Annotated in this window: 15 protein-coding genes and 1 pseudogene; 5 read left to right on the forward strand and 11 right to left on the reverse strand. The window is 70.0% G+C overall.

The genetic code is table 11. From position 1 onward, the window contains the following. Nucleotides 1-39: 39 nt before the first annotated feature. Nucleotides 40-1,173, forward strand: a complete 1,134-nt coding sequence (locus ACQP0P_RS29795) for a hypothetical protein (RefSeq protein ID WP_433360646.1) — start codon at nt 40-42, stop codon at nt 1,171-1,173. Between the two features lie 106 nt (nt 1,174-1,279). Beyond that, nucleotides 1,280-1,420 (forward strand): annotated as a pseudogene (locus tag ACQP0P_RS29800) (IS701 family transposase); the annotation flags it as partial. Between the two features lie 10 nt (nt 1,421-1,430). Here the strand turns inward: ACQP0P_RS29800 and ACQP0P_RS29805 are convergent. From ACQP0P_RS29805 to ACQP0P_RS29820, 4 genes are all read right to left on the reverse strand, one after another. After that, on the reverse strand, nt 1,431-1,571 hold the full coding sequence (locus ACQP0P_RS29805) for a hypothetical protein (protein ID WP_433360649.1): 141 nt from the start codon (nt 1,569-1,571) through the stop codon (nt 1,431-1,433). Between the two features lie 95 nt (nt 1,572-1,666). Further along, complete coding sequence (locus ACQP0P_RS29810; protein WP_355548600.1) at nt 1,667-2,449, reverse strand: HAD-IIA family hydrolase; 783 nt, start codon at nt 2,447-2,449, stop codon at nt 1,667-1,669. 209 nt (nt 2,450-2,658) lie between these two features. Continuing rightward, a complete protein-coding gene (locus tag ACQP0P_RS29815; RefSeq protein WP_433360653.1) occupies nt 2,659-3,090 on the reverse strand; it encodes a nuclear transport factor 2 family protein in 432 nt (143 codons plus the stop codon). A gap of 24 nt (nt 3,091-3,114) precedes the next feature. Further along, complete coding sequence (locus ACQP0P_RS29820; protein ID WP_433360656.1) at nt 3,115-4,014, reverse strand: TIGR03619 family F420-dependent LLM class oxidoreductase; 900 nt, start codon at nt 4,012-4,014, stop codon at nt 3,115-3,117. Between the two features lie 58 nt (nt 4,015-4,072). On the opposite strand from ACQP0P_RS29820, the gene ACQP0P_RS29825 reads away from it, so the two are divergent. Then, nucleotides 4,073-4,966, forward strand: a complete 894-nt coding sequence (locus ACQP0P_RS29825; protein ID WP_433360659.1) for a phosphotransferase family protein — start codon at nt 4,073-4,075, stop codon at nt 4,964-4,966. 45 nt (nt 4,967-5,011) lie between these two features. Continuing rightward, nucleotides 5,012-5,302: a zf-TFIIB domain-containing protein gene (locus ACQP0P_RS29830; RefSeq protein WP_350919669.1), complete on the forward strand. Its 291-nt coding sequence runs from the start codon at nt 5,012-5,014 to the stop codon at nt 5,300-5,302. 82 nt (nt 5,303-5,384) lie between these two features. Here the strand turns inward: ACQP0P_RS29830 and ACQP0P_RS29835 are convergent, their stop codons facing one another. Beyond that, a complete protein-coding gene (locus ACQP0P_RS29835) occupies nt 5,385-6,362 on the reverse strand; it encodes a hypothetical protein (RefSeq protein WP_433360662.1) in 978 nt (325 codons plus the stop codon). 713 nt (nt 6,363-7,075) lie between these two features. Here ACQP0P_RS29835 and ACQP0P_RS29840 point away from each other — a divergent pair. Beyond that, nucleotides 7,076-7,549 carry a hypothetical protein gene (locus ACQP0P_RS29840; protein ID WP_433360665.1) on the forward strand — a complete coding sequence of 158 codons (474 nt, stop codon included), beginning with the start codon at nt 7,076-7,078 and terminating at the stop codon, nt 7,547-7,549. Nucleotides 7,550-7,730: 181 nt separating this feature from the next. Here the strand turns inward: ACQP0P_RS29840 and ACQP0P_RS29845 are convergent, their stop codons facing one another. The 6 genes from ACQP0P_RS29845 to ACQP0P_RS29870 form a co-directional block, all read right to left on the reverse strand. Beyond that, complete coding sequence (locus tag ACQP0P_RS29845) at nt 7,731-9,182, reverse strand: bifunctional phosphatase PAP2/diacylglycerol kinase family protein (protein WP_433360668.1); 1,452 nt, start codon at nt 9,180-9,182, stop codon at nt 7,731-7,733. 146 nt (nt 9,183-9,328) lie between these two features. Further along, nucleotides 9,329-10,126 (reverse strand): polyphosphate kinase 2 family protein, encoded by a 798-nt coding sequence (locus ACQP0P_RS29850; protein WP_433360671.1) that lies wholly within the window; start codon nt 10,124-10,126, stop codon nt 9,329-9,331. Nucleotides 10,127-10,190: 64 nt separating this feature from the next. After that, on the reverse strand, nt 10,191-12,191 hold the full coding sequence (locus tag ACQP0P_RS29855; protein WP_433360674.1) for a CehA/McbA family metallohydrolase: 2,001 nt from the start codon (nt 12,189-12,191) through the stop codon (nt 10,191-10,193). 252 nt (nt 12,192-12,443) lie between these two features. Beyond that, the gene (locus ACQP0P_RS29860) at nt 12,444-13,085 is read right to left on the reverse strand and encodes a GTP-binding protein (protein WP_350919684.1); all 642 of its coding nucleotides are present in this window, start codon (nt 13,083-13,085) and stop codon (nt 12,444-12,446) included. Next, nucleotides 13,066-13,452, reverse strand: coding sequence for a DUF742 domain-containing protein (locus ACQP0P_RS29865; protein WP_433360677.1), 387 nt, complete (start codon nt 13,450-13,452; stop codon nt 13,066-13,068). Before ACQP0P_RS29865 ends, ACQP0P_RS29860 begins: the two co-directional genes overlap by 20 nt. Further along, nucleotides 13,449-13,880: a roadblock/LC7 domain-containing protein gene (locus ACQP0P_RS29870; RefSeq protein ID WP_433360680.1), complete on the reverse strand. Its 432-nt coding sequence runs from the start codon at nt 13,878-13,880 to the stop codon at nt 13,449-13,451. Before ACQP0P_RS29870 ends, ACQP0P_RS29865 begins: the two co-directional genes overlap by 4 nt. Between the last annotated feature and the right edge of the window lie 3 nt (nt 13,881-13,883).

Here is a 13,883-nt window from a genome sequence, read left to right on the forward strand (position 1 = left end):
GAAATTGTGTGGCCGGAGCCCGCGGGTGACCTTTTCATCGTGAATTGCGTCGCGGACGAACCGGGTGCCATGGTAACGCTGGACCGGCTTCGCGCTGCTCGTCCGGACGCCCCGGTCTGGACCGAGGCCGGGATGGACGTCGGCGAGCTGGTGGCAGAGGCCGGCGCCGGATCCCCGATCCGGCGCAGCTATGGGTTGCTCGTCGCCCGCGCCGACCCGCACACCGGCCAGATCAAGCTCGCTTCCAAGCGGCTGTTCCCCATCGGTGCGAGACGCGGGGACATCGCCGAGGTGACCGTGCGGAGTGAGGCCGCCGACGGGCGCGCCGTCGTCTTCGCGGTGGTCGCCTGGAACGACTCCACGCCAACACTCCTGCTGGCCGAATCCGCCCACTTGCGGCCGGGCCCGTACCGCGTCAAGGCCAGGCTTCGCCTGCCCGGCGCGGTCGACTTCCTTTCACCGCCCGGCTTGACCAGGGACCCACGCAGCGTGGCCGAGCTGATGGCGGCGATCCCCCGCTCATTTGATCCTGTCGAGCAGGCCCACTTCATCTGTGCCGTCGAGGTCGCCGGACCAGCCGCCCGGGTGGCTGCACGGCTCGATTGCGCCGAGAAGGTCATCAAAGCCATCCACCGGCAATTTCCCCAGCCCGGTCGGCTCCGCATCGGGCTCCTGGCCTACGGAGGGCACCGGTTCGACCGGGGCGGCCGCAGCGACCGTGTGATCGTGACCGACTGGCTCGCGGCCCCCGAGGACGCGCTGAAGTCACTTGGCTGGCTCGGCACCGCAGAGCTCGGGTACCCCCGCGCCGCCCAGCTTGAGGACATGCTGGCCGAGGTGGTGCGCCGACTCGAAACCGCTCCCCGTCCCCAGCGGGCGGCTCTGCTGGTGATCGGCGACAGGCCGCCCCACCCTCCGGGTCCCGATGGGGAGGCCGTGCCATGCCCGCACCGCCACGACTGGCAGCGGCTGCTCGGCGCCCTGGAACTGCAGCCGGACATCACTCTGGCGGCCATTCGCGACCAGCCTGGTTCACCGGGTGGAGCAGCCTGGGCGCGTCTCGGCGCGACGGCTCTCAAGTCGCTCGACACGGTGGACGCGGACGCGCTGGGTGCCCAGATCGGCCTTGCCGTGCCGGCCCTGCGGCGGATACCCATCCCACTGATCGACTGAAATATCGGGCTTCGGGATGGGTTAAGGGAATCGTTGCGGAGGTATCGGTAGTCTGTTGGATCAAGCTGCGTACCGGATATCACCCTATTAATGCTCGTTCAAGTGTTCTCGCCGCACACCGGCCGACCTGGCGCACGTCGTGCGTCTGTACGCGTTGCGATCGTGGATCGAGCAGGGCTACAAGCAGGTCAAGGACGAGCTCGGCTGGGCCGATTTCCAGGTCCGTTCCTCCCTGGCGATCCACCGACAACCAAGCCCTACCAGGTCCGGCGGTCCTCCATCTCCCACAGGTGGTCAATGACGTGCCAGGCGATGCGGCGGGCGGCGTAGCGGACGGGCCACTCCGCCGAGCAGGCGAAGACCTTCTTGGGGCCGATCTCCAGGTAAACACGCGTCATGCGCGACAGCATGGCACCCGTACCTGACAGATCACGAGAGGAATGTGCCCCGCTGGACTCGACGCCTCCGGTACTCCCCGCCCGGCGGACAGGCCCTAGTCGATCAGCTCGATCAGGTCGGCGACCGAGTCGACCACCAGGGAGGGACGGAACGGGTAGCGGTCGATCTGGTCCCTGCTGACGACCCCGGTCAGCACCAGGATCGTGTGCAGCCCCGCCTCCATGCCGGAGACGATGTCGGTGTCCATCCGGTCACCGATCATCGCGGTGCTCTCGCTGTGGCCGTCGATGGCCCGCAGCGCGCTGCGCATCATCATCGGGTTGGGCTTGCCCACGAAGTAGGGCTCCACCCCGGTCGCCTTGGTGATCATCGCGGCGACCGCACCGCAGGCGGGCAGCGACCCCTCGTTGGAGGGCCCGACCGCGTCGGGGTTGGTGGCGATGAACCGGGCGCCGCCCTCGATCAGCCGGATCGCCCGGGTGATCTGGGTGAAGCTGTAGGTGCGGGTCTCGCCCAGGACCACGTAGTCGGGGGCGATGTCGGTGAGCACGTAGCCGATCTCGTGCAGGGCCGTGGTCAGGCCGGCCTCCCCGACCACGTACGCCGAGCCTCCGGGGCGCTGGCCGTCCAGGAACCTGGCCGTGGCCAGCGCGGAGGTCCAGATCGACTCCGGCGGGATGTCCAGGCCTGCCGCGCGCAGCCGTACGGCGAGGTCACGCGGGGTGTATATGGAGTTGTTGGTCAGCACCAGGAACCGCTTGCCGGACTCGCGCAGCCGGCGGATGAACTCGTCTGCACCGGGCACCGGGTGTCCTTCATGGACGAGAACCCCATCCATGTCCGACAGCCAGCACTCGATCGGCTTGCGCTCGTCCACCGCTCTCCCCAGTTCCGGACGTATATGTACGAGAACCAGGATGACAGGGCAAGACCGACAATGCGCCATCAGGCCCGTACATCAGAGCATCGCGCAGTTGAACGGCCATCGCACGGTGCCGGACCGCCTCTACCCGCTCCCTCGCCGACCCCTGTCCGCGGATCTTGCCGTGGCGGGGAACGGTGCGCGAAAGACCCAGGGGCCATGGCCTAACACACGGTCCGCCAGGTCTGTTCCTCGATCAGTTCTCTGCTGCGCCAGCCGTACATGGTGCGGACCAGGCGGTGGTGGTACCAGCCGCCGCCGCGGATGAGCCCCGCGGTGTCGGCGGCGATCATGTCCCTGGACGGCGCGAGCGTGTCGGTGAACGAGGCGGTGACCGCCGCCTCGTCCCCGTCGAACCTGATGGTCGTCGCCCCGATCAGGTGCTGGCGTCCCGGCCAGGTCGGCAGCACCTCGGCGAGCCATCGCCGTGCCTCGTCCCTACTGCCCCTGATGCCGCCCGCCGAGGTGTAGTCGATCACCGCGTCCGGGGTGAAGACCAGGTCGAGCCGCTCCCAGTCTCCGATGTCCACCGCGTAGGCGTATCTGGCGAGCAACTCGCCGATCTCCAGCCGGTCCGCCATCTCCTGTGCCCTCATACCCCTATCGAACCAAACGCTTGATCAGGGCGCGAGTGCCTCCAGTGCCGCCTCCGCCCTGCGCATCGACTCCTCGGGGTCGGCGTCGGGCGATCCGATCTCCGGATCGAAGTTGAGATCGTGGAAGACGTCGGTGACGCCCTTGGCCGCGAGCCTGTCGACGTCCTGCCTGATCTCCTCGAACGAGCCGGTCAGCGGCTCTCGTCCGGCCGTCCCCGAGGGGCGGATGCGGGTGACGCCCCGGGTGACGAAGCGCAGCGCCTCGGGATCGCGCCCGGCGTCCCGAGCCGCCTCCTTGGCGACGGAGATCTTCTTGTCGATCTCGTCGAGGTCCTCGCGGCTCGAACTGATCCAGCCGTCCGCCAGCCGCCCGACGCGCCTCAGCGCCACCTCTGCCGACCCGCCCAGCAGGATCGGCGGCACGGTGGGCGGTTTGGGATCCTGGTACGCGGCCGGCAGCTCGTAGAACTCGCCGCTGTGCTCCACGACCTCCTCCGTCCACAGGCGCCGCAGCAGCGGGACGAACTCCTCCCCGCGCCGCCCGCGCCGCTCGAACGACGCCCCCGAGGCGGCGAACTCCTCGGGCAGCCAGCCCAGCCCGAGTCCCACGTCCAGCCGCCCGCCGGAGACCGCCTGCAGGCTGGCCAGCTGCTTGGCCAGCAGCGCGGGCGAGGCGAACGGGATGTTGAGCACCGCGACCCCGAGCCTGATCCGGCTCGTCAACCCCGCCAGGTAGGCGAGCGTGACCACCGGATCGTGCACGCTACGGTAGATCGGGCCCATGTCGTGCCCCTGCGGATAGAGCAGACGCTGGAAGGTCCACACCTCGTGGTAGCCGAGTTCCTCGGCCCGGCGTGCGACCCGCGTCATGTTGCCCGGCGTCGCCCATGATCCCGACACCGGCACCGCAAACCCGATCCTCATATCTCGTACTTTATGCGGCTGCTCGGCAAGATCCTGGATCGAGTGGTTCACTTGCCCGGTGGACAGCGACGACCTGATCGACACATTACGCCGGATCGGCGTCGAGTACGGCGGTGTGGCCGGCACCGTGCTGCCGACCAGGCCGGACGTGATCATCATGCGGGCCGGCTCCGTCGTGGTCAAGGCGCACGCACCAGGGGCGGAGCGGGAACCGCTGGTGGAGCGGATGCGGGCCGCCGCCCACCCGGCGCTGCGCCAGATCATGCTCCAGCCGGTGACCGAGGAGGTCATGACCGCCGGGGATCGGCTGGTCACCGTCTGGCCGGCCGGAACTCCGGTGAACCCCGAGGATCCGGACGCGGCGCCCTGGGAGGCCGCCGCCCGGCTGCTGGCGCGGCTGCACGCCGTACCCGCGCGGACCGTGCCCCCGCTGGGAGCCGCGGGAGGACCGAGCCGGGTGGCCGCGACCGTCGCCCGCCTGGGCGACCGCTCCGCCGCCGAACTGGCGGTACGCCGGGCCTTCGGCTGCCTGCCCTCCCCTGCCGCGGACCCCGGCGGCCTGACCCACGGCGACTGGCACATGGGCCAGATGGTCCGCGCGCCGGACGAGTGGATCCTCATCGACATCGACGACCTGGGCGTCGGCGACCAGGCATGGGATCTGTCCAGGCCGGCCGCCTGGTTCGCGGCCGGGCTGCTGGAACCGCAGGTGTGGTACCGCTTCCTGGACGCCTACCGCGCCGCGGGCGGGGGCGCCGTCCCGCCGAGCGGTGACCCGTGGGAACGGCTGGAGATCCCGGCGCAGGCGATGACCGTACAGCTCGCGGCGGCGGCGGTGGCCACCGCCGGGCGGGCGGGGCGCCCGCTGGACGAGGTCGAGGAGATCCTCGTCGAGGCGTGCCTGAGGATTGTCCGGCACAGAAGCGCCTGCCATGCTGTGCCCACGCAGTAGGTTGTGGTTACTTGGTAATCACGCCCGAAAAAGGAGACCAGCCAGATGCAGTGCCCCAAGTGTCGGGGCGCCATGCGCACCTACGAGCGCAACGGCGTCCACATCGACCAGTGTGAGAGCTGTCGCGGAATCTTCCTGGACTACGGCGAGCTTGAGACGCTGACCCGCATGGAGAGCCAGTGGTCACAGCAGTCCCACGCTGCTCCGCCGCCTCCTCCGCCGCCGCCCGTGCACGGCGCTCCCGGCTACGGTGCTCCCGCCTGGGGTGCACCGCACCACGGTCACTACGGTCACCACCGCCAGCGCAGCTGGGTGGGGATGCTCTTCTCGACCTGATCGGAGCCGGGGGAACACAGGGACCGCGATCTCACGACGAGATCGCGGTCTTCGCATCCCTGGCGGGCCGGCGGGATGAGTGTCAGCCGGGGAAGTCGCCCGGCTTGATCCGCTTGCCCTTCACATTGCCACCGGTGACGTTGTGCATTGTGATCGTCCAGTCGGTCCAGCGGACCTGGGTCGCGGTGTGGACGGTCCTGAACCTCAAGGACTTGCCGAACTGCTCGAAGGAGCATGACCGGGTGAAGCTGCGGGCCTTGGAATCCCAGTCTTCGCCGAAGGCGTAGTAGATCTTGTAGCTGCCGTCCCGTACCCCCCGGATCTTGAACTTCGACTTCTTTCTGACGTATACGGTGACGGCCTTCCGCTTGCCGCGTACCAGGACGACGATGGCGTCCTGCCGGCTGCCGTTGCGCAGTTCGAGGAAGGCACGCCCCGGACGCCTCTCTGAGGTGATGAACTTGCCGCTGGAGAGTCGGCGGGTGCGCTTCTTGGGCGCCTTGACCGAGATGACGCTCGCCGGATATCCGCTCAGCGCGTCGGCGGCCTTCTCCACCTCGGACAGCTCACCCGCCCTGTCCATGCTGGTCAGCACGGCCGGACCGGTGCACAGCCGCTGCGCCTCGGCGTCCTGGCGGGCGTCTCCGAAGGAGGCCGACAGGGCGCGCAGGGCCTCGACATAGTCGTCGTGCTGGGTTTTCACCTCCGCGGGAGGGGCCAGCTCGGCCAGCCGGGTCACCGCGTCGTCCACCGCGGTGACGGTCTGTTTCAGCCGCTTGTCGAGGGTCTTCAGCCCGCCGGGCGCGGCCAGCTTCTTCATCGCGTCACGCACCGGCTCGCGCGCCTTTTCCAGATCGGTCCGGTATTCCTCGGGCGTCAGCGTCACGACGGTGGGTGAGGCGGTGGGCGATGAAGAGGTCTGGCCACCGGCCCCCCGACCCACTCCAACCACGCCACCCGCGGTGGCCGGCCCGGCCACGGGCTCGTCAGGGATCAGGGTGCAGGCGGTCAGGGCCGCCAGGGTTACCACGGCACAGGCAAGAATACGAGGGGCAGTCACTTATCCCACCTATTGCCGCATCGATCATTGCGCGTGAAACAATGCCGGGATTCAGCGGTATCTCCCCTGATACCGGCGGTCCTCGGGAAGCGCAGGTCGTGGCTGACGACGACATGTGCGCCGGTAGGCCCCCAACGCCTGGCCGGCTGCGGGACATTCATCCAATACGCCGGAGTCTCATGGCACCCTACGGCTCCGATATGGCTCCAATATGGCGGTTTAAGGTCATGCTCATCACCGCGGGCGGAACAGCATGATCTACCCCCGTCTCACCTGGAGAGCCGGGGTGGTGGCATGTTCCCCCCGGCCTGCCGGCGCGTGCTCCGTGTCGGCCCGGCTCCCGCTGGAGTGTGCGACGGAAGGCTCCGTTGCTTACCTAAACAAGGTTTTCGCGCCAGAAGGCCGCCCGCGCCATGAGGAGTTCCCGGAAAAACCATGCCATCGGATCAGGAGAACTTTGAAAACAACTACCCTCGCCACTTGAGGTGTAGCTCAAAGTGATTAAACGCCTTTGATTAATTCTTGTCGGAAACCCCAGGGCAATCAGACTGAACCGCTACCTTTGCCTCCCTGAGATGACCGTTCTCACGCTTCGCACCTAGCGTGAGTCAGATCCGGACGCCAGGTCGGGTGTCGTCCTCGATACCGGTCAGGCGTCTTGGCAGCCCGGGTATCTCCCAGGGTTCCACCGATTCGGCAGGGAGTGATCTCTCATGATCATCCTTAGGAACATGCTCGCAGCCGGCGCGATGGTCGTCTCGACCCTCGCCGCCCCCGTAGCGATGTCGGCCCAGCCCGCCAGCGCGGGCACCGTGGCACAGAAGGCCGCCACGACCGTCCTCACCGCCGCTCAGAAGCCCTGCAGGGAACACGCGAATCCCGCGAGGTGCTTCGCCAGGCGCGGTGGCGGTGGCGGCGGAGGCGGCGGTGGTGGCGGCGGAGGCGGCGGCGGAGGCGGCGGAGGCGGCGGCGGAGGCGGCGGAGGCGGCGGCGGCGGCGGCGCCAATGTCAGCAACGTCAACACCAACACCAACATCGTCGGCGGCGGCGGCGGAGGCGGCGGAGGCGGCGGTCCCCGTGGCGGCGGCGGAGGCGGCGGCGGAGGCGGCGGCCCCCGTGGCGGCGGTGGCGGCGGAGGCGGCGGCGGCGGCGGAGGCGGTGGTGGCGGTGGTGGCGGCGGCGGCTGATCCACCGACAGCCTCGGAGACCATCGCCAGATGCACCCGAGACCGCTAGAAACATCGGCGCCCGCCCGACGATCGGGACGGCTCCGGCAGTGAGCCCGCGTCAACAGATCGGGATATTCCGCACCGGTCGCCCTCGGCGACCGGTGCGAATCCCGATCACTGTCGAGGCGTCACCCGGATCTCAGCCGGATGGCCGGACCACGAGGAGCGAGCGCGGGCGCTTGGTGAACTCCACCTCGCCCATGACCGTGAACGTCTCACCGTCACGCGCCAGCGGCAGCCGGCCCGAGGGAGCCGAGAGGCGCAGCGTGTCGGCCTGCCACTGCTGGTAGTGACGTGAGAGCTTCACCCTTGCGGCCAGCAGGCTGAGAAACACCCGCGCCCGGGGCAGCCGGTCGGCGGCGGCGAGCACGCGGATGTCCAGCAGACCGTCTTCCAGGCGTTGCCGCCTGGCGGGAGCAGCACCGCGTGCCTCGTAACGACAGTTGCCCACGAACACCGTCCAGACACGCCTGGACACACCGTCCACGATGAGATCCACCGGCCGCGCGCCCCCGGGGCCGAGGACCTCGGCCATGGCCCAGAACAGCGCGGGCCACGTGCCGATCCGGCTCTGCCGTCGTTCCCTGCGCTCCGCCAGCGCCTGGTAGAGGCCCACACTGACGGAGTTGACGAACGTCCGGCCCGCAACCTCACCGACGTCGACGGCCACGAGGTCACCGTTGCGGTACGCCTCAGCCGCCTCCTGCACGGTCTCGACTCCGAGCGCGCGGGCGAATCGGCCGCGGACGCCCGTGGGGACGACCAGCAGCGGGGTCGCCGCGCCCGCCGTCTCCTGTGCCGCGAGGTTGACCACGGCGTCCCCTCCGGCCACCGCGAGCACCTTGGCCCGCGAAGCGGCGTCCCGCACGGCGGCCCCGAGGTCGGCACCCGGCGCCACCTCGACGACCTCGGCCCGGGGAAGGGCCGCGCGTAGCGTCTCCGCCGTTCCCGCGACGGCGTCGGCCGCGCCGTCGACCACGGCGACCGCCCCCTCGCCCTCCGGGTCGAGCAGCGCGGAGGGCGCCGTGAGGGCGGCGCGGGCGTGCCCCGCCTCTCCGGCGTCGGGCCAGATGCGGCGGGTGACCAGTCCCGCCGCCACGCCGATCCCGGCCCCCGCGAGCACGTCGCCCGGATAGTGCACGCCGGTGTAGACGCGGGAGAAGCAGACGGCGGCCGCGAGAAGCGCGACGGGGACCGCGACCGCGCGAGGCGCCTCCATCGCCACGGCCGCGGCGAAGGCGGCCGCCGAGGCGGAGTGGCCCGAGGGGAACGACGCCGAGGTGGGCATCTTGATCAGCCGGGCGAGCGGGAGCCCTTCTGCCGACGGCCGGCTCCGGCGGAAGGCCTGCTTGCCGACCAGGTTGACCAGCGGGCTGGCCAGGCTGACCGCGAGCAGCCCTCTGGTCGCGGCGCGGCGCAACGGCCGGCGCCCGCTGACCGCGAACGCTCCGGCCACCCCGGCCCACAGTAGGGAGTTGTCCGCCGCGCGTGACAGCGCGGGCACGACACGTTCAAGACCGGGCAACCTCGCGCTCGCCACCATGGCGAACACCCTCCGGTCCAGCCTGCTCAGCCGCGAGCTCAACCGCATGCGTCACACCCTCCCGCGACGACGAAGAACGATGACAGACGAACGGACAGTCATTTGATTCTGCCGCCTACCCCGACAGGCGGTGCCCGGCGCGTCCCCACCGCTTCCATACTTCTTGTCAGAACGGCTTTAACGACACGGTCCCACTACTCGTCCGCCACACCCTCCGCCCCGGCCTCCGGCGCGGCGGGGATCGCCTGCTCGTAGCCCCGGGCGGCGAGTTCGGCCTCGATCGCGGCGCAGACGGTCTCCACCACCGTGACGCGGGCCAGGCGTTTGTCGTCGCCGGGGACCACGTGCCACGGTGCCTTCGGATGGTCGGTACGTGCGAGCATGTCCTCCACCGCCGCCTCGTACAGTGGACGCTTCTCGCGGTTGCGCCAGTCCTCGTCCGTGAGCTTCCACGCCCGCAGCGGGTCACCGGCCCGGTCCTGGAAGCGCCGTAGCTGCTCGTCCTCGGAGACGTGCATCCAGAACTTGACCAAGATCATGCCCTCGGCCGTGAGGGTCCGCTCGAACTCCACGATCTCCCCGTACGCGCGGGACCACTGTTCCTCGCCGGCGAAGCCCTCGACCCGCTCCACCAGCACCCGGCCGTACCAGGAGCGGTCGAGCACGGTCATCCCGCCCCAGCCGGGCAGGACCGGCCAGAACCGCCACAGGAAGTGGTGGCGCTTCTCGTCGTAGGTCGGCGCGGCGAACTGCGCGACGCGAACGTGGCGCGGGTCCAGCGGGCGCACCAGCCGCTTGATGGCACCCCCCTTGCCCGAGGCGTCCCACCCCTCGAAGACCACGCACAGCGGCGGACCGATGCGCTGCTCGCCGATCTGACCTCCGAGCGTGAGCCGCAGGTGGAGCAGGCGTTCGAGAGCGGCGTCGAGACGCTCGGAGGCCTCGTTCTTGGTGAGCTTCCGTGACAGGTCAACCTCAGCCAGGCGATTCATGCTGACAAGCCTCGCATGTCCCATCCCGTATGCATTCCCGAAGAGCGGCTCCGGTCGCGTGCCGTCAGGTCAGGCGCTCCCGGTAGACCTCTCTGGCCCGGCCGATCAGGTCGAGATGGTCGGTGAGCTGCCCGGCCGTCTCGAAGACGCCCTCCTCGCGAAGGAGCGCCTCCAGGGTGTCCAGCCACTCCAGGCACCAGCCGACGTCCTCGGCCCTGGCCACGTGACGGCCGCCCACGTCGAGGTAGACCGGGCTGGTGTGGGCGTACACCTCGCCGGTGAAGGACCGCTCGTGCGGGCCGCCGGTGGCGAGGGCGACCACGTAGGTGGGGTCGCCGACGACCAGTTCCGCGGTCAGCTCGCCGGGCGGCCCCTCGGCCAGCACGCCGTCGGCTGTGCGGATCTCCAGCCGCTGCACCTCGGGACCCACCGACCGGGCGGTGATCGTGATCCGCTCGCCCGGCGACAGGTCCAGGGTGGCACCGGGGCCGTGGCCTCCGGCCGACAGCTCCAGCCAGGGACCGGTGGTGCCGAAGGTACGGCCCCTCCTGACCGCCTCGGCGAACGACGCGGCGGTCAGCGCTCCGTCCACCCGGGCGTAGACCCGCGCCCAGCCGGGCGGGTTGGACTGGTTTCCCCGCCGGGCGAAGGAGACCATCGCATCGGTCCCCGCGGTGACCGCGATGCGGTTGCCCGCCCCGATCAGGCGCCGGTAGACGGTGGCGGTCGCGGTGATCGAGGTCTGGCTGAGCACGTCGAGGGTGTCGACGAGGCCGAGGGCCGCATCGGCGACGATCTCCCTGGAGGAGCAGTTGCGTCCCCACAGCAGTGCCTTGTCCGGTGCGTCGGCGTCCGCGAACGGCGTGTGGAAGGGATGGCTGTAGCCGGTCACGGCGCCGAGGCCGCGGAGTTCCTCGCAGGCGACGCTGTTGGGCGGCCAGTCGGCGGTGCCGAGGAAACCCGTGTGGAACCGTGAGGGCGGAGCCGAGACGCCGAAGGCGTAGAGGTGGCCGAGCAGGTCGTTGCGGTACTCCACACCGATCCTGGCCACGTGCGAGGCGTCGGACCAGGGCAGGTCACGTCCCGCCCAGTGCTCCAGCGCCTCGGAGTCGTAGACCCGCTCGGAGGAGACGTTCCCCGCGACCAGGTTGAGGACGTGCAGGTCCTCGCCGTGCTGCATGGCCCCCGCGAGTTCGGGCGTGCCGACCATGTCGCCCGCCCAGTTGAGGTGGACGTGCATGTCCCCGCCGTACCAGCCGAGGGCCGCCGCGTCGTAGAGCCGCTCGGGGGTCAGCTCGACGAGGGTCTCCTCCCCCGCGGCCGGGGTGAGCGTGACCTCGGCGGAGCCGTACTCCATGCCCCTGGAGACCCGAACCGTCAGCGTCTCGGCCGGGACGTCCAGGACCAGGTCGTCGCCGTGGAAGTAGGGCATCACGTGGTAGTCGTACCTGTCGGGGGCACCCTCGGGATACCAGCCCTGCCCGTGCTCGCCGTACACGCTCCACTTGCACGCCAGGCCCGCGCGCACCCGCAGGCGGGCCGCGGGGGCCCGGCGTGCCAGTGACGACAGGTCGACCGGTAGGCCGTCGGCGACCACCTCGCTCCGGTTCGTGATCTTGATGAGCCGGGCACCGCCGGGGCCGACCACGTGCGCCCGCCCGTCCACCAGCACGGTGACCGGCTCCGGCCTGGTGGAGTCGACCAGCAGCGTCGTGCGCAGGGGGCTGCCGTCCAGCACGGCCCGCGCCCGTGCCTCGACCGCGGCGCCCTCCCTGGTGAGGCGGAGCGCGGCGAGGTTGTCGAGCACCCTGCCCGCCAGAACGCCGCGGACCACCTCGTCCATGTCCAGCTCGTCGAGGCGGTCCCTGAGCTCATTGAACGGCATTCCCGGGTAGCGGGCGCCGAGCGTGCCGTAGCAGACCTCCCAGAAGGTCGTCGTGCCCATCAGGTAGGCGTCGGTGGCCATCGACTTGACGTAGAAGATGGGATCCTCACCCCAGGTGACCCCGTGCTCGGCCAGCAGCGCCCGGTACTCTCCGAGCGCCCGCGCCACGGTGAGAGGCATGTTCGGATCGTCACACATAGGGCTCTCCGCGCGGTAGGACTCCCGGTGATCGCCGCTATCGTGACACACCGGGCACGGGGCATCGTGTACACGTGTCCGAAGGGGAGGGATTCATCCCTGCCGGAGGGACAAAAACGCTCCCGAGACGGTGACGATCCGCCCCGGAGGTGGGCGTGCCCACCGTGCGGGACCACCCGCTACACGGGGAGGACGGTCTCGCTGGATCCGTCCGCCCCGGAAGGGGGACGGGCGTCAGCGGGTCCCGGTCCGCTCCGCGGAGGGTTCGACGCTCCCCGGAGAGGACGGCATGCCCAGCCGCATCCGCATCGCGTGCTCCACGAGGGCGATGAGCACCTCCTTGCCCGACTCCCGCTGCCTGGCGTCGCACAGCACGATCGGGATGTCCTCGTGGAGGGTCAGCCCGAGCCTGACCTCGTCGAGCTCGTAGCGGCGAGCCCCGTCGAAGCAGTTGACCGCGACGATGAAGGGCGTCTCGCGCCGCTCGAAGTAGTCGAGCGAGGGGAAGCAGTCGGCCAGCCTGCGGGTGTCGGCGAGGACCACCGCGCCCAGCGCGCCCAGCGCCAGCTCGTCCCAGAGGAACCAGAAGCGCTCCTGCCCAGGCGTGCCGAACAGGTAGAGGCGGTAGTCGTCGCCGATGGTGATGCGGCCGAAGTCCATCGCGACAGTGGTGGTCTGCTTGGTCTCCACGCCCGACAGGTCGTCGACACCGATACCCCGGTCGCTCAGGGTCTCCTCGGTGCGCAGCGGCTCGATCTCGGAGACCGCGCCGACCAGCGTGGTCTTGCCCGCGCCGAATCCTCCGGCGACCAGGATCTTGATCGCCTTGGGCAGCTTCGCGCGCCCGGCGTCACGGCTAGAGCGCACGGAGTCCATCGAGCACCGCCCTGTACAGCATCTCGTCGTGCATGTCCGTCTCCGAATGCGGTTCTTGTATGGCGATGAATCCCTGGTCGAGCAGGTCACTGAGCAGGACACGGACCGTGCCTGCCGGAAGGTTCATGTGGGCGGCGATCTCCGCGACCGACTGGGCCAACTGGCAGAGCCGGACGATGGCCAGGCACTCCGGGTCCAGGCCCGGCTCCCTCGACGAGACCTGCCGGATGGTCACCACCAGGGTGATGAGGTCGAACCTGCCGCGAGTCGGTTCGGTCCTGCCCCGCGTCAGGACGTACGGCCTGACGATCGGCCCCGCCTCGTCGCCGACCCACTGGGCCTCGGGCTGCTCGTCGAAGATGCTCATCGCGTGCCGTCGCCTCTGAAGGAGGAGTCGGCAGTCCGGGTGGGCGAGGTGAGGTACTGGCCGACCCGGGTGACGAGCATGGCCATCTCGTAGGCGACCAGGCCGACGTCGGCATCGGCTCCGCAGAGCACCGCCAGGCACGCCCCCTGCCCGGCGGCCGTCACGATCAGGTACGCCGTCCGCATCTCGATGATGGTCTGGCGCATCGGCCCGCCACCGACCCGGTCGCTGACCCCCCGGCCCAGGCTCTGGATCGCCGATCCGACGGCGGCCAGATGTTCGGCGTCGGCGGGGGAGAACCCCGCCGACGCGGCGAGCAGCAGGCCGTCCGTGGAGAACACGATTCCGTGCTGAGCTTCCTCCACCCGCGAGACCAGGTCGTCCAGCAACCAGGCCAGGTCCGTGAAAGATCCTGTTCCCTGCACCACTCG

This window comes from Streptosporangium sp. CA-115845 (genome assembly GCF_050943795.1).
Taxonomy (GTDB): Bacteria; Actinomycetota; Actinomycetes; order Streptosporangiales; family Streptosporangiaceae; genus Streptosporangium.

Bases quoted from the DNA above. Each gene is read 5' to 3' on its own strand.
- ACQP0P_RS29865 (WP_433360677.1), bottom strand. From the start codon at position 13,452: ATGAGCATCTTCGACGAGCAGCCCGAGGCCCAGTGGGTCGGCGACGAG.
- ACQP0P_RS29840 (WP_433360665.1), top strand. From the start codon at position 7,076: ATGATCATCCTTAGGAACATGCTCGCAGCCGGCGCGATGGTCGTCTCG.
- ACQP0P_RS29805 (WP_433360649.1), bottom strand. From the start codon at position 1,571: ATGACGCGTGTTTACCTGGAGATCGGCCCCAAGAAGGTCTTCGCCTGC.
- ACQP0P_RS29820 (WP_433360656.1), bottom strand. From the start codon at position 4,014: ATGAGGATCGGGTTTGCGGTGCCGGTGTCGGGATCATGGGCGACGCCG.
- ACQP0P_RS29850 (WP_433360671.1), bottom strand. From the start codon at position 10,126: ATGAATCGCCTGGCTGAGGTTGACCTGTCACGGAAGCTCACCAAGAAC.
- ACQP0P_RS29855 (WP_433360674.1), bottom strand. From the start codon at position 12,191: ATGCCTCTCACCGTGGCGCGGGCGCTCGGAGAGTACCGGGCGCTGCTG.
- ACQP0P_RS29830 (WP_350919669.1), top strand. From the start codon at position 5,012: ATGCAGTGCCCCAAGTGTCGGGGCGCCATGCGCACCTACGAGCGCAAC.
- ACQP0P_RS29845 (WP_433360668.1), bottom strand. From the start codon at position 9,182: ATGCGGTTGAGCTCGCGGCTGAGCAGGCTGGACCGGAGGGTGTTCGCC.
- ACQP0P_RS29860 (WP_350919684.1), bottom strand. From the start codon at position 13,085: ATGGACTCCGTGCGCTCTAGCCGTGACGCCGGGCGCGCGAAGCTGCCC.
- ACQP0P_RS29815 (WP_433360653.1), bottom strand. From the start codon at position 3,090: ATGAGGGCACAGGAGATGGCGGACCGGCTGGAGATCGGCGAGTTGCTC.